25 protein-coding genes are annotated in these 25,144 nt (G+C 68.3%); 15 read left to right on the top strand and 10 right to left on the bottom strand.

The window, feature by feature from the left end:
- Positions 1–65 precede the first annotated feature (65 nt).
- From AB0F51_RS20690 to AB0F51_RS20710, 5 genes are all read left to right on the top strand, one after another.
- A complete protein-coding gene (locus AB0F51_RS20690) occupies positions 66–1,061 on the top strand; it encodes an ATP-dependent DNA ligase (RefSeq protein WP_360282177.1) in 996 nt (331 codons plus the stop codon).
- 289 nt (positions 1,062–1,350) lie between these two features.
- Positions 1,351–2,562, top strand: coding sequence for a radical SAM family heme chaperone HemW (gene hemW / locus AB0F51_RS20695; RefSeq protein WP_360282179.1), 1,212 nt, complete (start codon positions 1,351–1,353; stop codon positions 2,560–2,562).
- Positions 2,563–2,682: 120 nt separating this feature from the next.
- The gene (locus tag AB0F51_RS20700) at positions 2,683–5,064 is read left to right on the top strand and encodes a polysaccharide lyase 8 family protein (RefSeq protein WP_360282181.1); all 2,382 of its coding nucleotides are present in this window, start codon (positions 2,683–2,685) and stop codon (positions 5,062–5,064) included.
- A gap of 242 nt (positions 5,065–5,306) precedes the next feature.
- Complete coding sequence (locus AB0F51_RS20705; protein ID WP_360282183.1) at positions 5,307–6,632, top strand: ABC transporter substrate-binding protein; 1,326 nt, start codon at positions 5,307–5,309, stop codon at positions 6,630–6,632.
- Between the two features lie 136 nt (positions 6,633–6,768).
- Complete coding sequence (locus AB0F51_RS20710; protein WP_360282185.1) at positions 6,769–7,782, top strand: LacI family DNA-binding transcriptional regulator; 1,014 nt, start codon at positions 6,769–6,771, stop codon at positions 7,780–7,782.
- A 21-nt stretch (positions 7,783–7,803) separates the two neighbouring features.
- Here AB0F51_RS20710 and AB0F51_RS20715 read toward each other — a convergent pair whose 3' ends face one another.
- From AB0F51_RS20715 to AB0F51_RS20725, 3 genes are all read right to left on the bottom strand, one after another.
- Positions 7,804–8,637 carry a hypothetical protein gene (locus AB0F51_RS20715; protein WP_360282187.1) on the bottom strand — a complete coding sequence of 278 codons (834 nt, stop codon included), beginning with the start codon at positions 8,635–8,637 and terminating at the stop codon, positions 7,804–7,806.
- Positions 8,630–9,283: a hypothetical protein gene (locus AB0F51_RS20720; protein ID WP_360282189.1), complete on the bottom strand. Its 654-nt coding sequence runs from the start codon at positions 9,281–9,283 to the stop codon at positions 8,630–8,632. Before AB0F51_RS20720 ends, AB0F51_RS20715 begins: the two co-directional genes overlap by 8 nt.
- Before the next feature lie 144 nt (positions 9,284–9,427).
- Complete coding sequence (locus AB0F51_RS20725) at positions 9,428–10,252, bottom strand: DUF3097 domain-containing protein (RefSeq protein ID WP_360282191.1); 825 nt, start codon at positions 10,250–10,252, stop codon at positions 9,428–9,430.
- 101 nt (positions 10,253–10,353) lie between these two features.
- Here AB0F51_RS20725 and AB0F51_RS20730 point away from each other — a divergent pair, with 101 nt between their 5' ends.
- On the top strand, positions 10,354–11,178 hold the full coding sequence (locus tag AB0F51_RS20730; protein ID WP_360282193.1) for an alpha/beta hydrolase: 825 nt from the start codon (positions 10,354–10,356) through the stop codon (positions 11,176–11,178).
- Here AB0F51_RS20730 and AB0F51_RS20735 read toward each other — a convergent pair.
- The 5 genes from AB0F51_RS20735 to AB0F51_RS20755 form a co-directional block, all read right to left on the bottom strand.
- Positions 11,168–11,563, bottom strand: a complete 396-nt coding sequence (locus AB0F51_RS20735) for a type II toxin-antitoxin system VapC family toxin (protein ID WP_360282195.1) — start codon at positions 11,561–11,563, stop codon at positions 11,168–11,170. The two genes, AB0F51_RS20730 and AB0F51_RS20735, sit on opposite strands and share 11 nt — an antisense overlap.
- Positions 11,560–11,814, bottom strand: a complete 255-nt coding sequence (locus AB0F51_RS20740; RefSeq protein ID WP_360282197.1) for a type II toxin-antitoxin system prevent-host-death family antitoxin — start codon at positions 11,812–11,814, stop codon at positions 11,560–11,562. Before AB0F51_RS20740 ends, AB0F51_RS20735 begins: the two co-directional genes overlap by 4 nt.
- Positions 11,815–11,892: 78 nt before the next feature.
- Positions 11,893–13,443, bottom strand: coding sequence for an NCS1 family nucleobase:cation symporter-1 (locus AB0F51_RS20745; RefSeq protein ID WP_360282199.1), 1,551 nt, complete (start codon positions 13,441–13,443; stop codon positions 11,893–11,895).
- A gap of 319 nt (positions 13,444–13,762) precedes the next feature.
- A complete protein-coding gene (locus AB0F51_RS20750; RefSeq protein WP_360282201.1) occupies positions 13,763–14,551 on the bottom strand; it encodes an MBL fold metallo-hydrolase in 789 nt (262 codons plus the stop codon).
- Between the two features lie 35 nt (positions 14,552–14,586).
- Positions 14,587–14,985 (bottom strand): EF-Tu/IF-2/RF-3 family GTPase, encoded by a 399-nt coding sequence (locus AB0F51_RS20755; protein WP_360282203.1) that lies wholly within the window; start codon positions 14,983–14,985, stop codon positions 14,587–14,589.
- Between the two features lie 116 nt (positions 14,986–15,101).
- Between AB0F51_RS20755 and AB0F51_RS20760 the strand changes: the two genes are divergently transcribed.
- The 6 genes from AB0F51_RS20760 (at position 15,102) to AB0F51_RS20785 (ending at position 20,569) form a co-directional block, all read left to right on the top strand.
- Positions 15,102–15,743: a ThuA domain-containing protein gene (locus AB0F51_RS20760; protein ID WP_360282205.1), complete on the top strand. Its 642-nt coding sequence runs from the start codon at positions 15,102–15,104 to the stop codon at positions 15,741–15,743.
- Positions 15,728–16,843, top strand: coding sequence for a Gfo/Idh/MocA family oxidoreductase (locus tag AB0F51_RS20765; RefSeq protein WP_360282207.1), 1,116 nt, complete (start codon positions 15,728–15,730; stop codon positions 16,841–16,843). The genes AB0F51_RS20760 and AB0F51_RS20765 overlap by 16 nt, the downstream gene beginning before the upstream one ends.
- Before the next feature lie 144 nt (positions 16,844–16,987).
- Positions 16,988–18,007 (top strand): heat-inducible transcriptional repressor HrcA, encoded by a 1,020-nt coding sequence (gene hrcA, locus AB0F51_RS20770; RefSeq protein WP_360282550.1) that lies wholly within the window; start codon positions 16,988–16,990, stop codon positions 18,005–18,007.
- Between the two features lie 46 nt (positions 18,008–18,053).
- Entirely contained in the window at positions 18,054–19,193 is a 1,140-nt protein-coding gene (gene dnaJ / locus AB0F51_RS20775; RefSeq protein WP_360282209.1) for a molecular chaperone DnaJ, read from the top strand.
- Between the two features lie 22 nt (positions 19,194–19,215).
- Entirely contained in the window at positions 19,216–19,932 is a 717-nt protein-coding gene (locus tag AB0F51_RS20780; protein WP_360282211.1) for a 16S rRNA (uracil(1498)-N(3))-methyltransferase, read from the top strand.
- Positions 19,933–19,945: 13 nt separating this feature from the next.
- On the top strand, positions 19,946–20,569 hold the full coding sequence (locus tag AB0F51_RS20785; RefSeq protein ID WP_360282552.1) for an SAM-dependent methyltransferase: 624 nt from the start codon (positions 19,946–19,948) through the stop codon (positions 20,567–20,569).
- A 14-nt stretch (positions 20,570–20,583) separates the two neighbouring features.
- On the opposite strand, the gene AB0F51_RS20790 is transcribed toward AB0F51_RS20785, so the two are convergent.
- Together AB0F51_RS20790 and AB0F51_RS20795 are read right to left on the bottom strand one after the other, a co-directional pair.
- The gene (locus tag AB0F51_RS20790) at positions 20,584–21,711 is read right to left on the bottom strand and encodes a Gmad2 immunoglobulin-like domain-containing protein (protein ID WP_360282213.1); all 1,128 of its coding nucleotides are present in this window, start codon (positions 21,709–21,711) and stop codon (positions 20,584–20,586) included.
- Entirely contained in the window at positions 21,708–22,217 is a 510-nt protein-coding gene (locus tag AB0F51_RS20795; RefSeq protein WP_360282215.1) for a SigE family RNA polymerase sigma factor, read from the bottom strand. The genes AB0F51_RS20790 and AB0F51_RS20795 overlap by 4 nt, the downstream gene beginning before the upstream one ends.
- A gap of 121 nt (positions 22,218–22,338) precedes the next feature.
- Between AB0F51_RS20795 and AB0F51_RS20800 the strand changes: the two genes are divergently transcribed.
- From AB0F51_RS20800 to ybeY, 3 genes are all read left to right on the top strand, one after another.
- Positions 22,339–23,316, top strand: coding sequence for a hypothetical protein (locus AB0F51_RS20800; protein WP_360282217.1), 978 nt, complete (start codon positions 22,339–22,341; stop codon positions 23,314–23,316).
- A 374-nt stretch (positions 23,317–23,690) separates the two neighbouring features.
- Positions 23,691–24,617, top strand: coding sequence for a PhoH family protein (locus AB0F51_RS20805; RefSeq protein ID WP_360282554.1), 927 nt, complete (start codon positions 23,691–23,693; stop codon positions 24,615–24,617).
- Positions 24,614–25,093: an rRNA maturation RNase YbeY gene (ybeY, locus tag AB0F51_RS20810; protein WP_360282219.1), complete on the top strand. Its 480-nt coding sequence runs from the start codon at positions 24,614–24,616 to the stop codon at positions 25,091–25,093. The genes AB0F51_RS20805 and ybeY overlap by 4 nt, the downstream gene beginning before the upstream one ends.
- Positions 25,094–25,144 lie beyond the last annotated feature (51 nt).

The following is a 25,144-nucleotide window of genomic DNA, read 5'->3' on the forward strand; positions in this document are numbered from 1 at the left end:
GACCGAGCGGGAATCGTGGCTGTGGGCAACTACCGTGGTGGCAATGGCCGGTGGACACTGGCGGCATGGCCACTTGGGCGGCGGATCTCGCCGGGCCGGTCGGGCTCGCACTGGCTCGCGCGGTCGAGCAGCTGCCAGGTGAGCACGGCATGCCCGGTGGATCGCGGTTCGAGTTGAAGTGGGACGGGTTCCGGGTGGGCGCTGCCTGCAGGGCCGGTGAGGTGCGGTTGTGGTCGCGGAACGGCAAGGACTTCACCACCAAGTTCCCCGACATTCAGGCAGCGCTCGCCGGGCAGGTCCACACCGACTGTGTCCTCGACGGCGAGCTCGTGGTGTGGACGGGCGAACGGATGGACTTCGACGCACTGCAGGCGCGGATGGTGAACACCGCCGCGACGGTGCGGCGTCGGCTGGCTCCGGAACAGCCGGCCTCGCTGGTTGTGTTCGACCTGCTCGCCGTCGGCGACATCGACGTACGGCCGATGCGATGGACGGCTCGCCGCAAACGCCTGGAAGCTCTCGCAGAAGCGTGGCGGCCACCGCTGCAGCTGTCCCCGGTGACCAGCGACGTCGCCGAGGCACGCGAGTGGTTGGAGGCGTTCAAGGCCTCCGGCGTCGAGGGCCTCGTGGTCAAGGGCGCTTCCACCCGCTACCAGCCCGGCCGTCGTGAGTGGGTGAAGTGGAAGAGCCGCGACACCGTTGAAGCGATCATCGGTGCGGTGACCGGGACGCTGCGGCACCCCGAGATCCTGGTCGTCGGCCGGTATCGCGGCGAGGAACTCGAGGTGGTCGGCCGGACGGTGAAGCTGACCGAGGACCAATCGGCGGCAATCGGCAAGCTGCTGAAGCCGGCCGCCGCACGGCATCCGTGGCCGGACCAGCTCAGCACGCACTGGGGCCGCGGCAGCAAAACCCCGATCGTGAAGGTCCAGCCGGCCATCGTCGTCGAGGTCGCCGCAGACGCCGCCCTCCAAGCCGGCCACTACCGCCACCCCCTGCGCCTGATCCGCTACCGCCCCGATCTGGAACCGTCCGACGTAGAGATGTTGCCCACTAGCTGATCAGGTCGCAGCCCGGGGCCGGGGCGGGGAGCTGCTGTTCGCCGTCGGTGCGGGTGGCGGCGATCGTCACGAGTTGAGGTAGGCGACGCGAGAGCGGTGCCTCCGAGAGGTCAGAGCGTTGGGGGCGCACCGCGACGGCGAAGATCGGGGGCCGTCAGGTGGGGCGACGCAGGAGTCGGCGCACGGGGTGGGTGGGAGCTGCCGAACGTGGGCGCGACGGAGGAGCGACCGGCGGAGGGGGCGCGGGGAGTACGTCGGGCGGGCGTGGGGGAGTACGTAGGATGGGTGGGTGCCGTCGATATTGCCTGAGGGGGAGGTTGCGCCTCGGGATGGGGTGTTGCCGGGCGCGGCTGTTCTCGAGGCGGCATCAAGGCCGTTTGGGTTTTATCTGCATGTGCCGTTCTGTGCGGCGCGGTGCGGGTACTGCGACTTCAACACCTACACCGCCAAGGAGCTCGGCGGGGGCGGTTCGCAGGCGTTGTACGCCGAAAGCGCGGTGGCGGAGGTCCGGCTGGCTCGGCAGGTGTTGGGTGGGCTGGATCGGCCGGTCGACACGGTGTTCTTCGGTGGGGGTACGCCGACTCTGCTGCCGGCTGAGGATCTGGGCCGGATGCTGGCCGCAGTACGGGATGAGTTCGGTCTCGCGCCGGACGCTGAAGTGACGACCGAGGCCAATCCCGAGTCGGTGGATCCGGCGTACCTGGAGGCGATCCGGGCGGCGGGCTTCAATCGGGTTTCGTTCGGGATGCAGAGTGCGACGCCGCACGTGCTGCAGATCCTCGACCGCAAGCACACGCCCGGACGCGCGCTCGAGGCGGTCAAGGAGGCGACGGCTGCCGGGTTCGAGCACGTCAATCTGGATCTCATCTACGGCACGCCGGGCGAGTCGCTCGAGGACTGGCGTGTGTCGCTGGAGTCGGCGTTGTCGGCCGAGCCCGACCATGTCAGCGCCTACGCGTTGATCGTCGAGGACGGCACCCAGCTCGCCCGCCGGGTACGCCGCGGCGAGTTGCCGATGCCGGATGACGACGACCTCGCCGACAAGTACGTGCTCGCCGACGACCTGCTGACCACCGCGGGCCTCGGCTGGTACGAAGTCTCCAACTGGGCCCGTACTACGGAAGCCCGCTGCCGCCACAACGAGTTGTACTGGCGCGGCGACACCTGGTGGGGGATCGGCCCGGGCGCGCACAGCCATGTCGGTGGAGTTCGCTGGTGGAATGTGAAGCACCCCACCGCGTACGCCGAAAGGCTGGCGGCGGGCGACAGTCCGGCGTACGCGCGGGAGACTCTCGACGACGAGACGCGCCGGGTGGAGCGGGTGCTGCTCGAGATCCGGTTGTCCGAAGGCCTTCCGGTGGACGTCCTGGACGAGCCCGGCCGCGCCGCCGCGAAGCGCGCCGTGGCTGGTGGCCTTCTGGTCGAGCAGCAGGCGATGCTCGTCCTCACCCGCCGCGGCCGGCTGCTGGCCGACGCGGTCGTCCGCGACCTGCTGCCCTGACGCGAAACTGCAGCTTCAGCCAGCAAAAATGATCGAAACTGATCGTACCTAGCTACTTGACGACCTCTGCGCGCAACGCTGATTCTATGGTAACCGTTTACCTCGCCAAGGAGATCGCGGATGCCGCCCCTCAGCCGACGCCTGCTGCTGCAGGCCGGAATTGCCACCAGTGCCGTCGCCACCCTCGGGCTGCAGCGTCTCGAACAGGCCGCAGCGGCCGACGAGTTCGACGTACTGCGAACCCGTTGGCTCACGCTCAACACCGGTGGCCCGATCGATCCGGCGGATGCCGCCTTCGCGCCGGCGCTGGCCCGCTTGACGGCCGACGCTCAGGGGTTTCTCGACACCCTCGACACCAGCCCCGGACGCACCGCGCTCTGGTCTGACCTTCCGCTCAGTCCTTCCTCGGGCAACTTCTCGATCAGCTACACCCGGCTGCGGACGATCGCACTGGCCCGTGCGACCGAAGGCACGACCCTGACCAGCGACCCCGCCGACCGGTTGGTCGCCGCGCTGGACTTCCTCCACGCCAAGGCCTACAACGAAACTCTGCCCGAGACCGGCAACTGGTGGTTCTGGGAGATCGGTACGCCGAAGGCTCTGCTCGACTGCTGCGTCTTCGCCCACGACGTGGTGAGCCCGGACCGTCTGGCCGCCTATCTCACGGCGATCGACCGCTTCGTCCCCGACCCGAACCGCCGGACGAACTCGGCGACGCTCCGCGAGACCGGCGCCAACCGCGTGGACAAGGCGCTCATCGTCGCGCTGCGCGGCATCCTCGGTCGATCCGCCGCGAAGGTGGAGGCCGGCCGCGACGCGCTGAGCGACGTCGCCGAGAACGGCAAGAACAGCGTCTTCACCTACGTCACCAGCGGTGACGGTTTCTACCGGGACGGTTCGTTCGTCCAGCACGGCAATCTCGCGTACGTCGGCACCTACGGCAACGTGGCCCTGTCCGGTGTCGCCAACCTGGTCTCGCTGCTGGGCGGATCGTCCTGGCAGGTCAGTGATCCGAACCGGTCGATCCTGCTCGATGCGGTCGAGGCGAGTTTCGCGCCCTTCATGGTCGACGGCCTGATGATGGACTGCGTGTCCGGCCGGGCCATCTCGCGCGAACAAGAGAGCGACCACCAGCACGGCCACGACACCACCTCGAGTGTGCTGTTGCTGGCCGGTGGCGTGGAAGCGCCGTACGCGGCTCGGTTCCGGGCTCTCGCCAAGGGTTGGCTGACGCGCGACCGGCTGAACGACTATCTCGCCAGCGCCTCGATTCCGCGGATCGCCCGCGCCAAGGCCGTCCTCGACGATGAAACCGTCCTGCCCGCGACCCAGGGCCCGGCGCATTTCCAGTTCTTCCACCAGGACCGGGTTGTGCACCGCCGCCCGGGCTGGACCTTCGCGATCGCGATGTCCTCGAAGCGGATGGCCCGTTACGAGTGGGGCAACGGCGAGAACCTGCGCGGCTGGCACGTCGGCGACGGGATGAGCTATCTCTACACCTCGGACCAGGCGCAGTTCACCGACGCGTTCTGGCCGACCGTCGACGCGATGCGGATGCCCGGTACAACGATCAGCACGCGGCCACGCCAACCGCACGCCGGCACCAGCGGTACGGGAACGATCGCCGCGTACGCCGAGTGGGTGGGCGGTGCGTCGTACCGGGGCAAGGCCGGTGCGGTGGGGATGCACCTGATCAACCACGACAAGACCGTGCAAGCGCGCAAATCGTGGTTCTGCCTGGAGGAGGCGATCGTTGCGCTCGGTGCCGGCATCAGCGGCACCGACGGCCATCGGGTGGAGACCGTCGTCGAGAACCGCAACCTGCATGCCGCGGGGACCGAAGCGCTGATCGTCGACGGGCAACGGCAGGGCGCGGCCGAGCAGGCCTACAGCGACCCGTCCTGGACCCATCTCGAAGGCGTCGGCGGATATCTCTTTCCGGCGGGCGGGCGGTTGACGGCCGGACGCAGCGAGCGGACCGGATCCTGGCGGGAGATCAACGTCGGCAACGACACCGGCGGCTCGCCGACGCCGATCACTCGCCGCTACCTGTCACTGGTGCTCGACCATGGCGTGGATCCACAGGCGGCGGAGTACGCGTACATCCTGTTGCCAGGGGCAAGCAAGGAGAGAACCGCCCTGCTGGCGGTCGATTCCGGGATCCGGGTGCTGGCGAACACGGCCACCGTCCAGGCGATCCGTTCCGTCCGGGACCGGCTGCTGCTGGCCAACTTCTGGGCCGCGGGCGCGGTCCAGGGCTTCGCTTCATCGGGTCCGGCCTCCGTGGCCGCCGGCTGGTCCGGTCCGACCTTGCATGTCGCGGTCTCCGAGCCCAGCCGAACCGCGCAGACGATCCGCGTGACGCTCGACGAACGGGTACGTCGTCCGCTCGCCCTCGACGACTCCGTCACCGTCGTCGCCATCGGGAGGAGCCTGGTACTTGACATCGCTGTGGGTGGCAGTCGGGGCACCACCCACGCGGCTTCCTTCGCCCTCCGGTGACTTGGGGCGGGAGTGTCCGCGAGAAGTCCGGAATCGCGGCAAACTCCCGGAAAACAAAGCGCAATGTCACCAGGTCGCCCCGGTTAGTGACAGTTTGCGCCTGCATGTACTGACCAAGTCGGGTTGGTGTCTCAGGGTGACCGTGTGGTCCTTGACACATCCGGTTGAAACGCTCGAAACTCAAGCAACTTTTGCAAATCGAGAGCGCTCTCAACTCCGTCCTCTGTTCAGGGAGCATTTCCATGCGGCCCAGTGCCCGCCAACGCAGTGCCCTCGTCGCGCTCGCCTGCAGCCTCACCCTGCTCGTGACCGCCTGCGGTGGCAGCGACCAGCCGTCCGCCGCGGAGTCCGGATCCGACGACGACGGCCCGAGGATCGAACTCACCATCGCGACCTTCAACGAGTTCGGCTACGACGACCTGTACGCCGAGTACGAGGCGCTGCACCCGAACATCAAGATCACTCCGCGTAAGGCCAAGACGGTCGACGACCACATCAAGAACCTCGAGACGAACCTGGCCGCCGGTTCCGGGCTGGCCGACATCGAGGCGATGGAGGTCAGCTGGATCTACAAGTACCTGGCCAAGGCCGACAAGTTCGTCGACCTGCGCGACCACGGCGCCAACGACCTGAAGGAACGCTGGCTGGACTGGAAGGTGGCCGGCGCCACCACCAGCAGCGGCAAGATCATCGGCTACGGCACCGACATCGGCCCCGAGGCGATCTGCTACCGCAAGGACCTGTTCGCCAAGGCCGGCCTGCCGACCGACCGGGCCCAGGTGGCGAAGCTGTTCCCGGACTGGGAGTCGTACTTCGACACCGGCCGCAGGTTCAAGCAGAAGGTGCCGGGCTCGGCCTGGTACGACTCGGCCGTGCTCACCTGGGAGGCAATGCGCAACCAGCTCATCCAGGCCTACTACTCGAACAACGACCGCTACCTCGGTTCCGAGAACCAGCTGCTGAAGTCGACCTGGGACCAGATCGCCCAGGGCACCGCGGACGGGCTGTCCGCGAAGCTGCCGGCCTGGAGCGATGCGTGGAACAAGGCCTTCCGGACAGACGCGTTCGCCACGATGGCTTGCCCGGGCTGGCTGCTCGGCGTGATCCAGGACAACGCGGGCAGCTTCGGCAAGGGCAAATGGGACGTCGCCGACGTGTTCCCCGGCGGCGGCGGCAACTGGGGCGGCTCGTACCTGACCATCCCCGTGCAGTCGCCGCATCCCGCCGAGGCCGCAAAGCTGGCCGCGTGGCTGACCGCGCCGGAGCAGCAGATCAAGGTCTTCCAGAAGGTCGGATCGTTCCCCTCGACGGTTGACGCGTACGACTCGCCGCAGGTGAAGAGCCAGGTGAACGCCTACTTCAACAACGCGCCGGTGGGCAAGATCTTCATCAACCGGGCTCAAAACGTCATCCTCAAACAGCACAAGGGTCCGCGCGACGGCGAGATCAACCAGGTCTTCACCGAGGCGCTCGCCCGCGTCGACAACGGCAAGCACAGCCCGGAGGACGCCTGGCGCCAGGCGCAACGCGCAGCCGAAAAGGCAGCCAACCTCCGCAAGGGCGGCTAGCACCAGACCCGTGCGGTGAGTGGGGGCGGTCCGGGGCCGACGCCGCCCCTGGGCGGCGCGGCGATATCTCCGGCGGGGGAGGGGCGATTGGTACTACGGTGTCATCGTCACACTCAGTCGGGGAGGTCCGTTGTCGATGCAGGGTCAGGACAGTGGGTCCCCGACACTGGAACAGGTGGCCGCGCTGGCCGGGGTTTCGCGGGCGACCGTTTCGCGCGTGGTGAACGGGTCGCCGAAGGTCCTGCCGGACACGGTCGCCGCGGTCGAGCGTGCGATCGGCGAGCTCGGCTACGTGCCGAACCGGGCTGCCCGCGCGCTGGTGACGCGCCGGACCGACTCGATCGCGCTCGTCGTACCGGAGCCGGACAGCCGGGTGTTCTCGGACCCGTTCTTCGGCGACATCCTGCGCGGGATCAGCCGGACGCTGGCGCCGACGTCCTCGCAGCTCGTGCTGCTGATCGAGCCGGCCGAGGGTGACGACCAGCGGTTGTTGCGCTACCTGCGCGGCGGCCACGTGGACGGCGCGATCATCGTCAGTCACCACGGCCGCGACAACGTCCTGCAAGAGCTGGCGCAGTTGCCGCTGCCGATCGTGTTCAGCGCGCGGCCGCTCGGCGTCGAAGTACCGGTGGCGAGTGTCGACGTCGACAACGTGGCCGGGGCCAGGACCGCGATCGAGTACCTCCTGTCGATCGGGCGGCGCAAGCTGGGTACTGTCGCCGGGCCGCTCGACATGACCGCCGGTCTCGACCGGCTGACCGGGTACAAGGAAGTCGTGGCGGAAGCCGGCATCCCCGAAGCTGTTGCCTACGGCGACTTCACGGCCGACGGTGGCGAGCAGGCAACGCTGCGGCTGCTCGACGAGTACCCGGATCTCGACGGCATCTTCGTCGCCAACGACCTGATGGCCACGGCGACGCTGCGCGTCCTGTCGCAGCTCGGCAAGCGAGTACCGGAAGACGTGGCCGTGGTGGGTTTCGACGACTCCGTGGTGGCGACGACGACCACGCCCAAGCTGACCACGGTGCGGCAGCCGGTCGAGAAGCTCGGTGCGCGGCTGGCCGAGATCCTGCTCGCCAAACTCGCCGGCGCGGACCTGACCAGCCCCGAGATCTACGACACCGAACTCATCATCCGCGGCTCGGCCTAGCCCGACCCGGCGCACCAGCCCTTACGGCGGGTCGTTCTGGAACTGGAACTGCACCCGGATCGAGCCGTCCAGCGGGACCACCAGGGTCGTGTTCGACGCGTTCCACTGCTGCGGTACGAGGAACAACCGGTTCTGCCCGACCACGAGCAGCCGCAACCCGCGGTACCGGTAGTTGAAGGTCTGTCCGGTGCCCGTCCGCAGCGCGGTCTCCTCGATACCGGGTGACCGCAGCTGCAGCCGTTCCTTGGTGTCGAGGATGACGACGGGGAACTGCTTCAGGTTCTCGGCATCCGACTTGGCCAGCCCGCGTCCGGAGTACTGCGCTGTCGTCGCGGTGGCCCAGAACGCGCAAGTGGTCGTGACGACCGCGAGCAAACCGAGCAGCACGTACTGCGGTTTGAGTCCGGCCGCTTGGCGATCGACGTACGAGAGATAGCCGAGAGTCGCGGCGGCCAGGCCGATCACGACCGGGACGACCAGGGCGTAGTACGGGAGACCGCCGAGAAAGGGATAGCCGAGTAGACCGAGTACTCCGAGCAGCAGCACCGCGATGGCGATGATCTTGGCTCGGCGGATGCCCGTCGCGGTGGGCTGGATCGCGTTGTGCAGAAGGAGTCCGGCAACCGCGAGCAGGGTGATGCCGAGCAGCGGGACCAGGAGTGGTTGCGGGCTGCGCATCACGTAGTCCTGGGTGCTCAGGCCGATCGTGTCGACGTCGATCCCGAAGTACTCGTACTGCGAACGGGCCGACACGTAGCCGAAGTAGAACAGCAGGCCGCTGATCAGCGTCACGGGCGCGACGATGCCGGCCGCGAAACTCACCCAGCGTTCGGCCGGGGACCGTTCGTCAGCCACTCGGCGGACTCTCCGGACTCTCTGGGCTCTCCGGGCTCTCCGTGTCCGGCTGACTCGGGGTGAAGGTGATCTGGCTCCCGGGGTTGTCGCCCTCCAGGGACTTGCAGTCCTCCTCGGTCGCGCACTCGGCCTCGGCCGGGATCTGCAGCTCCACCGGGCCTCCACCCTTGAGCTGCTTGACGCCGACGTAGCAGGGTTTGAAGTTGCCGGGCTGCCACACGATCGAGGCGGTGCACTGCGGAGACTGGTCGCCGCAACCGGCCTGGGCGAACTCGAAGATGCCCGTGGGGGACAGTTGCGGCGAGCCGATCTTGATCGTCGTACCGTCCGGGATCGGGTTGCGGCCCAGCCAGTTCACCTCGGCGCACTGGTAGCCGTCGTCCGTGGGCCCGTGGTTGCCACCGATCGGCGCCGAGGCGGACTTGAACGACGGCTTCTTCTGGGTCGGCTGGGTCGTCTCCGGATCGGTCGGCTCGACCGGAGGATCGGTCGTGTCGGTCGTCTCGGTGGGTTCGACCGGCGCGGTCTGGGTGGAGTCCGGCGGCACGATGGTGCCCGGATCGTCCCCGGCCGAGTTCCCGTCCGAGCCGCAGCCGAGCGGCAGCATCAACAGACCAGCCACTGCGATAGGACGCCACAGGGTCATGGCAACCACCCCCACCGTCAGGATGGCCTTCCGGGTTGCCTAGGACAACACTTCGTCGCCTTCTGTAATCAACCGGTCGTCTTCAAGCGGGGCCGGGGGCGGTACGGCGTACGGGAAAGGCCCGGGGGTGCGGCGTACGGGGGTTCAGTCCTGGGTGACGAAGTCGATGAGCTCCTCGACCCGGCCGAGCAGCTCCGGCTCCAGGTCGGCGTAACTGCGAACCTTGGACACGATGTGCTTCCAGGCCGCCGCGACGTCCGCCTGGTCGGTGGCCGGCCAGCCGAAGGTCTGGAGCACACCCTTCTTCCAGTCCTGGCCGTGCGGGATCTTCGGCCAGGCAGCGATCCCCAGCGACGACGGCTTGACGGCTTCCCAGATGTCGATGAACGGGTGGCCGACCACCAGCACATGCCGGTTGCTGACCTGAGCGGCGATCTTCGACTCCTTCGACCCCTCGACCAGGTGATCGACCAGTACGCCGAGCCGCCGGCCGGGCGCGGGCTGGAACCGGTTCACGATCGCGGGCAGATCGTCGATGCCCTCGAGGTACTCGACGACAACCCCCTCGATCCGCAGGTCATCACCCCAAACCCGCTCGACAAGCTCGGCGTCGTGCCGGCCCTCGACGTAGATCCGACTGGCCCGCGCAACCTTGGCCCGCACATTGGAAACCGCAACAGACCCCGAGGCCGTATGAGTCTTCTTGGCCGGCCCAGCCTTCTTAGGCGCCACCAGGTTGACCGGCTTGCCATCCACCCAGAACCCAGGCCCGAGCGGATAGGTCTTGATCTTCCCGAACCGATCCTCGAGATCCACCACCCCGTGCTCCCACCGAACCACGGCCCCGACGTACCCCGAACTGGGCTCCTCGACCACAAGCCCCTTCTCGATCACCAGATCAACAGTCCGCCCATTCTTAGGCTTCCGCCAATCCCCAGCCAACACATCTTTCCCATACCGATCAGCCACCACCCAACCGTATGTGGTCCCCAACCCGGATCCCGCCCGACTCGCCTGCACCAGTGCAGGCCCGGCGGAGAGCTGAGCCCGGAGACCGTGAGGATGGAGCGGTGGAACAGTTTGTGGACTTGGGCGACGTGAGACTGTTCGTGCGGCAGCTCGGGCGGCCGTCCGGTGAGCCCTCGCTGCTGGTGCTGCACGGTGGACCTGATGTCGGACACAGCTATCTGCTTCCCGGGCTGGAGGCAGTCGCGCGGGAGCGGCACGTCGTGGTCTTCGACTTCCGCGGGTGTGGCCGGAGTACCCGAGGTCTACCTGACTCCCAGCTGGAGCCGGCCTTCGTGATCCGTGATGCGTATCGGCTGGTCGGCGAGCTCGGACTTGGGCAAGTCGATCTGTTGGGGTTCTCGACCGGCGGGCGGGCGGCAACGGAGTTCGTCTCGCAGTACCCGACCGCCGTTCGCCGTCTTGTCCTGGCGTCTACGTCGGCCTACGACTCGGCGGTCGCGCGGCCGTTCCTGGAGGGGTGGGCGGAGTACGAGTACAGGCAGCGCCTGGAGCGCGAAGCCGGCGGGGCTCTGCGCAACTCGACTGTCTTCGTTTGGGATCTTGACCTGGCACCGGCGTACCTCGACCTGATCCGTGACCTCGACGAGGGTGACTGGAGCTACGAGCGCGTCCTGGCCGGGACAATGCCGCCCTGGTGTACTCGCGATGCGGTCACCATTCTGCGCGGGTGGGACGGCCCGATCCTCATCCTGCACGGCGCGAAGGACATGGGCTTCCCGGTCCAACTCGCCCACCGCCTGCACCAAGAGGTCCCCGGAAGCCAGCTAGCGATCATCGACGACGCCGCCCACCTATGCCACTTCGAAAAACCCGACCAGTGGGCTCAGCTGATCGACGACTTTCTGTCTGGCGTCGTCAAGCCTTGAGAACGGTGACGTCGTACTGGTGGATCGCGGTGTCGCGGGTGACCAGGGTGAGTCGTTCTCGGATGGCTTGAGCGATCAGCATGCGGTCGAAGGGATCGCGGTGGAGAGGTGGGAGCTGGCCTGCCAGCTCGGCGTGCTCGTTCCGGATCGGGAGTTCGCCGATGCCGCTGTCCCGCAGTACCTCCAGAAACGACGGCGGGACGCTCAGTTTGCCGGCTGACGACTTGATGGAGATCTCCCACACGGTCGCGGCACTGACGTAGACCTCGAGCTCGGTTTCGATCTGGTGTTTGAGGTCGTCGGACAGTTCGCCGCAATCCGTCAGCCACCACAGCAGTACGTGAGTGTCCAGCAGCAGGCGGCCAGGGACACCTAGCGGGGTCACGACGGAAGACCGAAGTCGTCGGCGATCTGTTCGTTGGTCTCGGACGAGTCCCAGTCGTCGGCCATGACGATGTGGCCGGCCAGGATTCCGCGGCCCCGCCGGCAGACGACGTGCGGCAGCGGAACCACCTTCGCCACCGGGCGGCCGGCGCGACTGATGATCACCTCTTCGCCGTGCTCGACCCGGTCGATGATGCGCGACAGCTGAGTCTTCGCCTCATGCATGTTGTACTGCGCCGGAGCGTTCGTCATGCTCGATCCCATCGCCGTTAGTCCGGTTAGCTAACCGTAGCTCGACCGCCGGGTTCTCGGCAATGAGGTCGCGAGTGGTCAGTAGGTTTCGATGGCGTGGGTGGGGGCGGGGTGGCGGATGGGGGAGATGATGGTCAGGGCTAGGTAGATGATGAAGCCGGCGATCAGGCCTACGACCCAGGAGTAGTCGTAGAAGGGTTGTAGGAGGGGGATCAGGCCATCTGCTGGGAAGGGGCCGGCGCCGGGGTTGGAGTAGGCGCCGCCTACTGCCAGGAGCGAGCCGATCAGGGTGGCTACTACGGCTCGCCAGTTCCAGCCGGCGGCGTACCAGTAGCGGCCGTTCGGGAGATAGAGGTCGGCGAGGAAGAGGTTGGTGCGGTCGACGAACCAGTAGCCCGCGATCAGGACGCCGGCCACCGAGGCGAGCAGGCCGCCGTAGAAGGACAGCCAGACGAAGATGTAGATCGACGGGTCGGAGATCAGCCGCCAGGGCTGGATCACGATGCCGATCACGCCGGTGAGCAGGCCGGCGGTGCGGAAGTTCAGCCAGCGGGGCAGGGCGTTGGCGAAGTCGTACGACGGACTGACCACGTTGGCCGCGACGTTGCACGACATCGTCGCCAGGATCGCCATCACCAGGCCGATCGTCACCACCACCGGGTTCTCGAACCTTCGCGTCAGTTCGACCGGGTCCCAGATCGCCGAGCCGTAGACGACCACCGTGCCGGACGTGGTGATGATCGAGACCAGCGCGATGAACGACATCGTCGTCGGCAGCCCGATGATCTGGCCTATCACCTGCTGGCGCTGGCCCTGGCCGAACCGGGTGAAGTCGGGCATGTTCAGCGAGAGCGTCGCCCAGAACGCGATCATCCCCATCAGCGAGGGCGCGAAGATCTTCCAGAAGTCAGCGTCCCAGCCGAGCTTCGACGGCTGCGACAGGATCGGCCCGAAGCCGCCCGCCTTCACCAGGATCGCGATCATCAGCGCGAGGAACGCGACCGTGACCAGCGGCGCGGCCCAGTTCTCGAACCGGCGCAGACCCTCGATGCCACGCCAGATCAGCACCATCTGCAGCGCCCAGAAGAACGCGAAGCTCAGCCACATCGTCCATGGATGCCCGCCGACCGCGGACGCCTCGGTCCAGCCCGACCCGGCCAGTTCGCCGACGATCACGTAGATCGCCTGGCCGCCGATCCAGGTCTGGATGCCGAACCAGCCACACGCGATGAACGCTCGCAGCAGCGCCGGGAAGTTCGCCCCGCGCACCCCGTAGAAGGCCCGCGCGAAGACCGGGAACGGGATCCCGTACTTCGTCCCCGCGTGGCTGTTCAGCAGCAGCGGGATCAGCACGATCAGGTTTCCCAGCGTGATGGTCAGGAACGCCTGCAGCCAGTTCATCCCGATCGAGACCAGCCCGGCCGCGAGCAGATAGCTGGGGATGTTGTGCGCCATCCCCATCCACAGCGCCGCGTAGTTGTACGTCGTCCAGCGGCGCTCGGGCAACCGGGTCGGTGCCAGCTCCGCGTTGCCGTACGGGCTGTCGGCGACGGCGGCCGGATCGGACAGCTCGACGCGTCCGTCCGGGTGGGTGATCTGGTCAGGAGATGCTGGTGCCGCGTGCGCCATCGTCGCCACCTCGTCCGCAGTCGTGTTTCGGACCAAAGTGAGGGATCGCAGACGCCATGTCAACGCACAACTTCAGAGCGTGACCACCCGCCCCACTCTGTCACCAGCCGTGACGATTGGGTTGGTGACGACCACCTCGTTGCCGTCTGCTCCTAGGCCCGATGCGCTGGGTTGGCGCACAGCCAGTTGCTCTGCAGAGGCGGGTCGAGCGGTTAGGCGCGCGACGCAGGAGCGCAAGGCGCCCGCAGAAGGTTGGGTGGGTGGGAGCGGGCGTAGCTGGCGCGACGGAGGAGCGACTGCGGAGCGTGCGTGGGGATAGCTACTTGTCTTTGGCCAGGCCCAGCAGCGGCAAGGTCGGCCGGGCGGGTGCGCCCAAGGCGGCGTAGGCGCGGCGTACGGCCTGTTCTAGGTGTGCCTGTGGCCAGGGCCAGTCGTCGGTGTGGGCTAGCGCGCCCTCGAGGGAGGTGCCGTTGTGGTGGAGGCCGGAGATGGTGTTCGCCACGGTCCCGAAGTCGTCGTTCTGGTTGCGGACGAACTCGGCGTCGACGACCGCGCCATGCCCCGGCACGACCTTGGCCGTCGCGGACAGCAGTCCGATCAGCCGGTCGACCGTGTCCGGCCACTCCAGCGGATACGAGTCCTCCCCGTACGACGGTGGCGCCGACTCCTCGATCAGGTCACCGGCGAAGAACACGTCGACATCCGGTACGACGACCACCACGTCGCCGTCGGTGTGTCCGTTGCCGAGGTGCAGCAGTTCGACCCGCCGGTCACCCAGGTCGATCACCTTGGCCACCGAGAACGTGACGTCGATGGCCACCGTCTCGGCGACGGCCGCGGCGGTGTTCTCCTGCGCATAGCTGGTCGCATCGACAAAGACCGGATTGCCGAACACGTGGTCGAAGTGCGCGTGCGTGTTGACCACCCACCGGATCGGCGCGTCGGTGAGCTCGCGGATGTGACCCAGCAGCTCCTCACCCTCGGCCAGATCGCCGCGGGTGTCGATCACCAGCACACCGTCGCTGCCGGCGACCAGCCCGATGTTCACGTCGTACTTCTCGTAGCGCCAGACCCACGTCCGGTCGGCCAGTTCCACCCACGCACTCATACCCGCGACCCTAACCGCCGCCACCCGAGCAACCGTCAGCGGGAGATGACGTCGCCCGCGAGCACCTGGCTCTTCTCGATGCCTTCCAGCATCAGGCCGACGTTCTCGCCGGGACCGGCCGCGGTGAGCTTCTTGCGGAACGCCTCGATGCCGGTTACCCGGGTCATCGCAACCTGCTCCCCGGCGCGGGTGATCAGCACCTGGTCGCCGACCTGGACCGTGCCCGCGACGATCTCGCCGGTAACGACCGTGCCGCGCCCCTTGATCGAGAACACGTCCTGGACCGGCAGCACGAAAGCCCCCGCCGGCACGCTGTCCTGCACCCCGGCGCCGTCCTGCGGCGTCGGAAAACTGTTCGGTGCGGCATGTGCCTGGTTCAGCAACTGCTGCGGATCCATCGGATTCGGCGCGCGCTTCCAGAACTTCCATCCCATGCTCGCGACTCTATTCCAGCAGCCGGGACGGGGCTTGAAGGCCCATGCCGGGCCGCTTAGGGTCGCAGAGCTGAACCGATTAATCGACGCAGTGTCATCTCCGAAGGGCGGACGGCGTGAGGACAAAACGGGCACTGGTGGTCCGAGGCGGCTGGGAGGGTCATCTCCCGGCCGAGGCGACCGAGTTGTTCATCCCCTTCCTGCGTGAGAACGGCTTCGAGGTGACGGTCTCGGAGAGCACCGAGAGCTACCTCGACCTGGCCGGCACCGACCTGGTCCTGCAGTGCGTCAGCATGGGCGAGATCAGCGCTGAAGCGGTCAAGGGCCTGGAGGCCGCGGTCCGCGCGGGCACCGGCCTGGCCGGCTGGCACGGCGGCATCGTCGACTCGTTCCGCGGCAACGTCGACTACAGCTTCATGACCGGCGGCCAGTTCATCTCGCACCCGGGCGGGTTCATCGACCACCGGATCGAGATCGTCGCCGACCACCCGATCGTCGAGGGCATCACCAGCTTCGACCTGCACACCGAGCAGTACTACGTGCACGCCGACCCGTCCAACAACGTCCTCGCCACCACCACCTTCAAGACCGACCCGGACTTCCCGTGGATCGAGGGCGCGACGATGCCGGCGGTCTGGACCCGCACCTGGGGTGAGGGCAAGGTCTTCGTCTGTACGCCGGGCCACAGCCTGGCCGACCTCAACACGCCCGAGGTCCGCACCATCGTCGAGCGCGGCCTCCTGTGGGCGAGCAAGTGACCGGCCCGGTCACCGGCGTCGGCATCGTCGGCACCGGTGTCATCAGCGGCGCCTACCTCGAACACCTCGCCAAGCTCCCCGGCGTCAACGTCGTTGCCGTCGCGGACCTCGACCTCTCCAGAGCACAGGCGATCGCCGACCAGAACCCAGGCATCCGCGCCTCGACCCCGGAGAGCCTGTACTCCGATCCCGAGGTCGACATCGTCCTCAACCTGACCATCCCCGCCGCGCACGCGCCGGTCCACCAGGCAGCCCTGCAGGCCGGCAAGCACGTGTACGGCGAGAAGCCGCTCGCTGTCGACCGTGCGGAGGCGGAGCCGCTCCTGAAGCTCGCTGCGGCCAACAACCTCCGCATCGGCTGCGCCCCCGACACAGTGCTCGGCACCGGCACCCAGACTGCCCGGGCTGCGCTCGACCGCGGCGACATCGGCGTACCGACTGCTGCGACCGCCTCGTTCGTCGCGCCCGGGCATGAGCTGTGGCACCCGGCTCCGGAGTTCTACTACCAACCCGGTGGCGGCCCGCTGCTCGACATGGGCCCGTACTACGTCACGAGTCTCGTCACGCTGCTCGGCCCGGTCCGGCGAGTCACTGCGCGAGCAGGTCGCTCGCAGGAGCAGCGCAAGGTCCACACCGGCCCACGGGCGGGGCAGACCTTCGCAGTCGAGGTGCCGACGCATGTGACCGGCGTACTGGAGCACGAGTCCGGTGCGCTCACCACTGTGCTGATGAGCTTCGACGTGTGGGCCTCGCGGCAGCCGCGGATCGAGATTCACGGCACCGAAGGCAGCCTGTCCGTCCCGGACCCGAACAACTTCGACGGCACGGTGGAGATCGCCACTGCCACCAACCGTGACTGGACGGAACTGCCGGTAGCCGGCGGGTACGCCGGAACCGGGCGTGGGCTCGGGGTGGCCGACATGGCTCGCGCACTGCGCACCAACGAGCCGCACCGGGCCAGTGGAGCACTGGCGTACCACGTGCTCGACGTACTGGAGTCGGTGCTCGAGTCGGCGGCTCAGGACCAGTCCGTGGACGTCGCGAGTACGGTCGAGCGGCCGGCCGCCGTACCGTGGGGAGCGTCGCCCGACACCGCCTGACGGGGGCTGTGGGGTCGATCTGGTCGGTGCTGAGATCTGTCCCACGCCGCTCGGTTGGTCCGGCTGTCGCTACGGCTCGGTAGACTGGCACTCGAAACTCAGGAGTGCCAACCGGCGACGGCCGATGTGGAGAGGGTGGTGCGCGTGCTGGACGAACGCAAACTGGACGTGCTCCGGGCCATCGTCGAGGACTACGTCGCCACGCATGAGCCGGTCGGTTCGAAGACTCTGGTCGACCGGCACAACCTTGGCGTCTCCCCGGCGACGGTCCGCAACGACATGGCCGCGCTGGAGGAGGAGGGGTACATCACCCAGCCGCACACCAGCGCCGGCCGGATCCCGACCGACGCGGGCTACCGGCTGTTCGTCGACAAGCTGAGCACGGTCAAGACGCTGTCGCAGGCCGAGAAGCGGGCGATCTCGTCGTTCCTGGCCGGTGCGGTCGACCTGGACGACGTCGTACGGCGTACCGTTCGGCTGCTCGCGCAGATCACCCGGCAGGTCGCGATCGTGCAGTACCCGACGCTGACCAGGTCGAGCGTGCGGCACGTCGAGGTGGTCACGATGACGCCGCGGCGGCTGCTGCTGGTGCTGATCACCAGCGCCGGCCGGGTCGAGCAGCGGATCGTGGAGAGCCAGGAGGACGTCGAAGAGCAACTCATCGCCGACCTGCGGTCCCGGCTGAACACGGCACTGACCGGCAAGCGCCTGACCGACGCGGCCACCGCGCTGGCCAGCGTCTCCGAGAACTTCGCACCGGCCGACCGGCCACTGGTGGCCACCATCGTGTCGACGCTGCTGGAGGCCTTCACCGACGAGGGTGAGCAGCGCATCGCGGTCGGCGGCGCGGCCAACCTGACCCGCTACGGCGACGACTTCGAGCGCAACGTGAAGCCGGTGCTGGAGGCGCTCGAGGAGCACGTGATCCTGCTCAAGCTGCTCGGCGAGGCAACCCATCCGCAGACCCTGACGGTCCGGATCGGGCACGAGAACCCGTACGAGGAACTGGCCACCACCTCGGTGGTCGCGACCGGGTACGGGTCGAAGTCGGAGGCGCTGGCCACTCTCGGCATCGTCGGCCCGACCTACATGGACTATCCGAGCACGATGGGCGCTGTTCGCGCCGTCGCGCGTTACGTCAGCCAGATCCTGGCCGACTCGTGAACCACCAAAGAACGCACCGAACGCTGCCTACCAAGTGGTCTGGAGTATGAGCACCGATTACTACGCCGTCCTCGGCGTCAGCCGCGACGCGACACCGGACGAGATCAAGAAGGCCTACCGCAAGCTGGCCCGCCAGTACCACCCGGACGTGAACGACTCCGAGGACGCGCACCACAAGTTCCAGGAGATCGGCCGCGCCTTCCAGGTGCTGAGCGACCCGCAGAAGAAGCAGGTCCACGATCTCGGCGGTGACCCGTTCGCGAGCGGGCCCGGGGGTGCCGGCGCCGGCTTCGGCCAGGCGTTCACCTTCACCGACATCATGGACGCCTTCTTCGGCCAGACCGGCGGGGCGACCCGCGGCCCGCGGCCGCGGACCCGGCGCGGCCAGGACGCGCTGATCCCGCTCCGGATCGACCTGGCGGAGGCGGCCTTCGGGACGACCCGCGAGCTGAAGGTCGACACCGCGGTGCTCTGCCCGACCTGTTCGGGCTCGGGCGCGCAGGCCGGCTCCGAGCCGGTCACCTGCGAGATCTGCCACGGCCGGGGCGAGGTCACCCACACCCAGCGCTCGTTCCTCGGCGAGGTCCGGACGATGCGGCCGTGCCCGAACTGCCGCGGCTTCGGCACCACCATCCCGAACCCGTGTGTCGAGTGCGCCGGCGACGGCCGGGTCCGCTCCCGGCGTACCGTCACGGTCAAGATCCCGGGTGGCGTCGACAGCGGCACCCGCGTGCAGCTGTCCGGCCAGGGAGAGGTCGGCCCGGGCGGCGGTCCGGCCGGCGACCTGTACGTCGAGATCGAGGTCGAGCCGCACGAGATCTTCACCCGCAGCGGTGACGACCTGCACTGCACGGTGACCCTGCCGATGACGGCCGCGGCGCTCGGTACGACGATCGACCTGCCGACCCTCGAGGGCGAGACCACGCCGCTCGAGATCCTGCCGGGCACGCAGTCCGGATCGACGATGACGCTGAACGCGCGCGGCGTACCGCGGTTGCGGCACGCGGGCCGTGGCGACCTGATCGTGCAGGTCATCGTGGAGACGCCGACCAAGCTGGACGAGGCGCAGGTCGAGTTGCTGCGGCAGCTCGCCGGCGCGCGGGGCGAGGAGCGGCCGCAGGGTCAGGTCCAGGCGGCGCACAAGGGTGTCTTCGGGCGCCTGCGCGACGCCTTCGGTGCGCATTGAAAACGACTTAGGCTGCCGGGCGATGGGACTCGCGGTCTTCTACCTGCCTGACCTGGACGGGTCCGAGCTGGAGCTGTCCGGCGCCGAGGGTCGCCACGCGGCCGTCGTACGCCGGATCGGCCCCGGCGAGCGGATCCGGCTGACCGATGGCCGGGGCTCGTTCGTGGAGGGTGCTGTCACGGCTGCCTCCAAGTCAGGGCTGACGGTTGCCGTGGACCACCGGGGCGACGTGCCTGCGGTGAGTCCGCGGCTGGTCGTCGTCCAGGCGCTGCCGAAGGGGGAGCGGGCCGAGCTCGCGGTCGAGATGCTCACCGAGGTCGGGGCCGACCTGGTCGTGCCGTGGAACGCGGAGCGCAGCCAGTTCCGCGCGAACCCCGAGCGGGTCGCGAAGACGCACGCCAAGTGGCAGGCCTGGGCGTTCGAGGCGAGCAAGCAGTCGCGCCGCTCGTGGTTCTGCGAGGTCGCGCCGATCGCGTCGACGGCCGAGGTCGCCAAGCTGCTGACGGACGCGGCGCTGGCCGTGGTACTGCACGAAGAGGCGACCACCCCACTGGCTTCGCTCGAGCTGCCTGCCGCGGGGGACGTGGTGATCGTGGTGGGTCCCGAGGGCGGCATCGCGCCCGCCGAGCTAGAGGCGTTCGCCGCGACCCCGGTCCGGCTCGGCGACACAGTCCTCCGTACGTCGACCGCCGGGGTGGCCGCCGCGGCCGCCCTGCTCGCACGCTCTCGCTGGAGTTGATCGCTTGACCGAGATGGACTGGGTGGAGTGGCACCAGGACTACGACGACGAGTCGTCAGAGCTGAGCGGCCGGCTGCGATCGGTCCAGCGGGAGGTCAGGCGACTCCTGGACGCGCATCCCGAGGGTCCGATCCGTGCGATCAGCGCCTGCGCCGGGCAGGGACGCGACCTGATCGAGGTGCTCGCGACTCATCCGGCACGAGACCGGGTGACCGCCCGGCTGGTCGAGCTGGATCCGCGACTGGCCGACACCGCTCGCGCGGCAGTGGCAGCGAACGGGCTGACCGGAGTCGAGGTCGTCGAAGGGGATGCCGGCCTCGTGGGCAGCTACGCGGGCGCAGTACCGGCTGATCTGGTTCTGTTCTGCGGGGTCTTCGGCAACGTCAGCGTCGCCGACGTCGAGACGACAGTCCGCGCTCTGCCGTCGTTCTGCACCCCGGGAGCGACGGTGATCTGGACCCGCGGCCGGCACGACCCCGACATCCGGCAGGACATCCGCGGCTGGTTCGCCGAGGCAGGCTTCGAGGAGCTCACCTTCGACGCACCGGACGGCGTCGAGTGGTCCGTCGGCAGCAACCGGTACGCCGGTCCCGGGCCGGCGCCCGCGACCGTCGACCGCTTGTTCACCTTCAGCTAGCCGGTGAGTTGCGGCTATTTGACATAGACGGTCTTGGAGTCGACATCGGTCACCCGGCCGTCTTCAGGGGATGCCGTGTAGACCTCGATCAGCCACTCGCCCTCGGTCAGCTTCGGGGTGAAGGAGTACGGGGAGAACTTCTGGCCTTCGCTGGTCATCGTGTAGTTCTTCACGACTTCCTTCGTCTTCAGGTTGGTCGCCTTCCAGTCGACCTGGGCCTCGAAGACCGCGGCGGTGCCGGTGACGGTGAAGGACGGCTTGACTGTCTGGCCGTTCTCCGGCGACTCGATCCAGATCAGTGCTTGGACATTGAGGGTCGGCGCGCGGCGCAGCGCCCGGCTGGTGTCGATCGCGCCGAACAAGCCCGACGCCGTGCGGCCGCGCTCGGTGATCTGGACCGGAACCGAGGGCTTCTTCAGAACGCCCTGGACCGTGTACACGAGCTGCTGGGCCGCCACGTCGGCGACCTCCGGCTCGAGCTTGGTGCCCGGTAGTTGCTCGAAGTCCACGGTGATCTGGTCGTCGGTGTACCGCACCGAACTGACCGTGGCCCCCGCCCACGGAGTCGTGTAGTCGGGGTCGTTGGCCGCCTTCGGCGTCGTCATCAACCGGACCGCCTCCAGAGCCGGCCGGCCGCTGACCCGCGCGAACGTGCGGTAGAGCCTGAACGCCTCGGTCCGCGCACCGACCTTCTCCCCGAGCCAGTAGACCGGGACGGCCTTCTGGTCCTTGACCACGGGCTCCTCGACCCCGCGACCGTCCGTCGGCACCGTGCTCGGCCGTGCGGTGGAAGCCTCGGTCGGCGCCGGCTGCGGGGTGACCTTCGGAGTCACCGCGGGAGTGCTGGCCGGCCCAGGGGACGGAGTGGTGGACGTCTCGGCGCTGCCGGCGATGGTCGGCTCATCGTCGGCAGTGTTCGAGGTGCCGTTCAGTACTGCGAACGCGGCGACGGCCGCCGCGGCGCCGACCACGGCCGCGCCCGCGGTGATGACCCACGGCCGCCGGCTGACCGGCCGGCGCTGGTCGCGGACCCGGGCCTGGATCTCGTGCAGCCCGTCGGCAGGCTCGATCCGGCCGGCCTCTTCGGACAAGGCCCGCCGCATCAGCTCGTCGAACTGGTCGTCGTCTCTGCGGTCGTTCATATGGTCTGCTCCAGGACCTGGCGCAGCGACTTGGTCGCTCGCGCGGCGTGGCTCTTCACGGATCCCCGGCTGATCCCCATCGTGTCGGCGATCTCCGCCTCGGACAGGTCGCCGTAGTACCGCAGCACCATCACGGTGCGTTGCTTCTCGGGCAGCGTGCGCATCGCCTCGATCACCCGGTCGGTCTCGGCGGTGCGCAGTACGGCCTGCTCCGCGCTCGGTTCGTCCGGCAGGGACTTCGGCAGGTGCTTGTCGACCACCACCAGATGCCGCTGCCGGGACCGGCAGCGGTTGACCACCGCGGTCCGCAGGTACGCCAGGGCCTTGTGCGGGTCGCGCAGCCGGTGCCAGCGTCCGTGCATCGCCACGAAGGCGTCCTGCACGATCTCCTCCGCCGAACCGGTGTCACGCAGCAGCAGGGCGCCGAGCCGGACCAACGACGTGTAGTGCGCCGTGTAGACAGCCGTCAGCGCCTCGTCTGCATCCCACGAGGACTCATGTGCCACGCACTCTTCGTACACCACGGCCGGTTGTGCCACACAACCAAGACGCTTAGACCAGATACCAGGTTGACAACAGGTGGACCCCGATCGATGCGACCCTGTCCGCCGGAGACTGGGAGGACGGATGAAACAGCACGGTAACGGCCACTGGCACGGTCACAGCGAGATCACCAGCGCGGCCGTGCGCAGGTTGTACGGGCACCTGTCCGGGCCGGACGGCCGGATCATGGGGCTGAGCCGCGCGGAGTACACGAAGGCACTGGACAAGGCGCAGGCGGTACTGGACCGGCCGTACGGCGCCGGGCTGATCCGGAACTTCGCCAACACCGGCCTGACCGTCCCGTACGCCGGTCCGGGCGCGACCGTGCACTCCGCGTGGGTCAACGGAGAGGTCCAGCGCGCGCACAGCATGGCCGACCCGAGGCTGGACGGGCCGCGGAACCTGGAACTGATCCAGGACTACATCGAGGAGCAGTTGCAGGCGGCGCACGGCTCGGCCGCCGACGAGATCAAGCACCTGGGCGCGGCGTCCCATGCGTTGCAGGACAGCTTCAGCGGGGCGCACACCTGGCGGGAGGACTCGGTCTACCAGGGCGACGTGGAGGCGCCGATCACGACGCTGCACGTGTTCGACCCCGGGCACGCGATCGGGGTGAACCAGCACCGGAACACGCACGCCGACGAGTTCGACAAGCCACTCGCCGGCTCCGGAACGGTTCGAGCCGCGGTCGAGGCCAACTACCGCATGCTCCGCGCCTACCACCTCAACCGGGACAAGAGCCCAGAAGACTTCCGCCAAGCCCTCCGCCAGACGATGGGCCCGATGCTGAGCCCCTCCAAGGCAGGAGTGCAGGTAAGCGTCGCCCCCACCCGCGAATGGGCGGCAGAACGAGACCGCCGGGTAGCCCTGGAGTCAGGCACTCCCAAGCCGGCACTAGCCCCCGCCGAGCTCGCCCACCTCAAATCAATCAACGCCCCCACCATCCCCCTCCGCCCAGCCGTCCCCACCAGCCGCCCAGCAACAACCGCAGCCCGCCCCACCCAGACCGCCGCTCGCCCCACCCAAGCCACCGGACGCACAACACCCCCACTGCAGCGCTGACCCCGGCCCACTGCGGGAGCGCTAACCGCCCAACCCACCGGTGCAGCGCCGAGCACGCGGGCCACCGCGCTCCTGGCGGCGCGGCACCAGCGGCCCGCCGCCACCGCGGCGGCGTGGCGTAGTACGGGGGTAAAAGTGCTGGTCAGGAGGGTGTTGGGGGAGTGTGGGGTGTTTTATCGGGTGAGGGTGTCGTGGTGGGCGGCTAGCATTGGTCGGGTCACACCATCTGCATCAGGAGGAAGAGGCTGTCCAGGCCACGCAGTATCGAGCCGTCGCACCCGGATGCGACGCGCGCTGACAGCAGCGCAGCAGTTGCCGGCCGCAGCGATGGGCCCAAGGCGTCGCACAAGATCATCGTGCCGAACAGCATCGACATGGTCGCGCTGCTGGGAGCCCGGGACGAGTTCCTCCGCATCATCGAGAAGGAGTTCGCCGCCGACATCCTGGTCCGCGGCAACGAGATCACCATGACCGGCGAACCGGCCGAGCTGGCGCTGACCGAGCGGCTGGTCGACGAGCTGATCGCGGTCGTGCGGACCGGCCACGGCCTGACCGCGGACTCCGTCGAGCGCAGTATCGCGATGATCAAGGCCGAGACGGTCGAGAGCCCTGCCGACGTGCTGACGCAGAACATCCTGTCCAGCCGCGGCCGGACGATCCGGCCCAAGACGCTGAACCAGAAGCGCTACGTCGACGCCATCGACAAGAACACGATCGTCTTCGGCATCGGCCCGGCCGGCACCGGCAAGACCTACCTGGCCGTCGCCAAGGCCGTCCAGGCGCTGCAGGCCAAGGAGGTCAACCGGATCATCCTGACCCGGCCGGCCGTCGAGGCCGGTGAGCGACTGGGCTTCCTGCCCGGCACCCTGTCGGAGAAGATCGACCCGTACCTGCGCCCCCTGTACGACGCGCTGCACGACATGCTCGACCCCGACTCGATCCCGCGGCTGATGACGGCCGGCACGATCGAGATCGCCCCGCTGGCCTACATGCGCGGCCGGACCCTGAACGACGCCTACATCATCCTGGACGAGGCGCAGAACACCTCGCCGGAGCAGATGAAGATGTTCCTCACCCGGCTCGGTTTCGGCTCCAAGATGGTGGTCACCGGCGACGTCACCCAGGTCGACCTGCCGACCGGGACGAACTCCGGCCTGCGGGTCGTGCAGGACATCCTGGAAGGCGTCCAGGACCTGGCGTTCTGCCGGCTCACGTCGCACGACGTGGTCCGCCACAAGCTGGTCGGCCGGATCGTGTCGGCCTACGAGAACTACGAAGGCAGCGCTGAGCCCAGAAGATGAACGTCGAGGTCAACAACGAGTCCGGGGTCGAGATCGACGCGCACGGACTGATGCGGCTGAGCCGTTTCGTGATGTCGTCGCTGCGGCTGCACCCGGAGTGCGAGCTGTCGATCAAACTGGTCGACGAGGACACGATGGCCCGGTACCACGTCGAGTTCCTGGACCTGCCTGGTCCGACCGACGTGATGTCGTGGCCGATGGACGAGCTGCGGCCGGGCGGTGACGGCGGCGACGACGCCGACCTGCCGCTCGGTCACCTCGGTGACATCGCGCTCTGCCCGACGGTGGCGGCCGCCCAGGGCGCGAAGGCCGGCCACGGCACCTGGGCCGAGCTGGAGCTGCTGACCGTGCACGGCATCCTGCACCTGCTCGGCTACGACCATGCCGAACCCGCCGAGAAGGCGGAGATGTGGGATGTTCAGGGCCGGTTGCTGGAAGCATGGCGGGCACCCGGAAACAGGCTGGGCGATGTCTGATGAGGCCCGGCCGCGGTACCAGCAGGCACCGCTAGGACAGGAGTGACGTTC

The organism is Kribbella sp. NPDC023855, assembly GCF_040639475.1.
Lineage (GTDB): Bacteria > Actinomycetota > Actinomycetes > Propionibacteriales > Kribbellaceae > Kribbella.

Excerpts from the sequence above, each read along its gene's own strand:
- AB0F51_RS20755 (WP_360282203.1), bottom strand. The coding sequence starts at position 14,985 with ATGGGATGGAAGTTCTGGAAGCGCGCGCCGAATCCGATGGATCCGCAG.
- AB0F51_RS20790 (WP_360282213.1), bottom strand. The coding sequence starts at position 21,711 with ATGAACGACCGCAGAGACGACGACCAGTTCGACGAGCTGATGCGGCGG.
- AB0F51_RS20700 (WP_360282181.1), top strand. The coding sequence starts at position 2,683 with ATGCCGCCCCTCAGCCGACGCCTGCTGCTGCAGGCCGGAATTGCCACC.
- dnaJ (WP_360282209.1), top strand. The coding sequence starts at position 18,054 with ATGAGCACCGATTACTACGCCGTCCTCGGCGTCAGCCGCGACGCGACA.
- AB0F51_RS20690 (WP_360282177.1), top strand. The coding sequence starts at position 66 with ATGGCCACTTGGGCGGCGGATCTCGCCGGGCCGGTCGGGCTCGCACTG.
- AB0F51_RS20750 (WP_360282201.1), bottom strand. The coding sequence starts at position 14,551 with ATGAGTGCGTGGGTGGAACTGGCCGACCGGACGTGGGTCTGGCGCTAC.
- AB0F51_RS20785 (WP_360282552.1), top strand. The coding sequence starts at position 19,946 with ATGGACTGGGTGGAGTGGCACCAGGACTACGACGACGAGTCGTCAGAG.
- AB0F51_RS20780 (WP_360282211.1), top strand. The coding sequence starts at position 19,216 with ATGGGACTCGCGGTCTTCTACCTGCCTGACCTGGACGGGTCCGAGCTG.
- AB0F51_RS20745 (WP_360282199.1), bottom strand. The coding sequence starts at position 13,443 with ATGGCGCACGCGGCACCAGCATCTCCTGACCAGATCACCCACCCGGAC.
- AB0F51_RS20740 (WP_360282197.1), bottom strand. The coding sequence starts at position 11,814 with ATGACGAACGCTCCGGCGCAGTACAACATGCATGAGGCGAAGACTCAG.
- AB0F51_RS20710 (WP_360282185.1), top strand. The coding sequence starts at position 6,769 with ATGCAGGGTCAGGACAGTGGGTCCCCGACACTGGAACAGGTGGCCGCG.
- AB0F51_RS20720 (WP_360282189.1), bottom strand. The coding sequence starts at position 9,283 with ATGACCCTGTGGCGTCCTATCGCAGTGGCTGGTCTGTTGATGCTGCCG.
- AB0F51_RS20805 (WP_360282554.1), top strand. The coding sequence starts at position 23,691 with ATGGTCGCGCTGCTGGGAGCCCGGGACGAGTTCCTCCGCATCATCGAG.
- ybeY (WP_360282219.1), top strand. The coding sequence starts at position 24,614 with ATGAACGTCGAGGTCAACAACGAGTCCGGGGTCGAGATCGACGCGCAC.
- AB0F51_RS20800 (WP_360282217.1), top strand. The coding sequence starts at position 22,339 with ATGAAACAGCACGGTAACGGCCACTGGCACGGTCACAGCGAGATCACC.
- AB0F51_RS20705 (WP_360282183.1), top strand. The coding sequence starts at position 5,307 with ATGCGGCCCAGTGCCCGCCAACGCAGTGCCCTCGTCGCGCTCGCCTGC.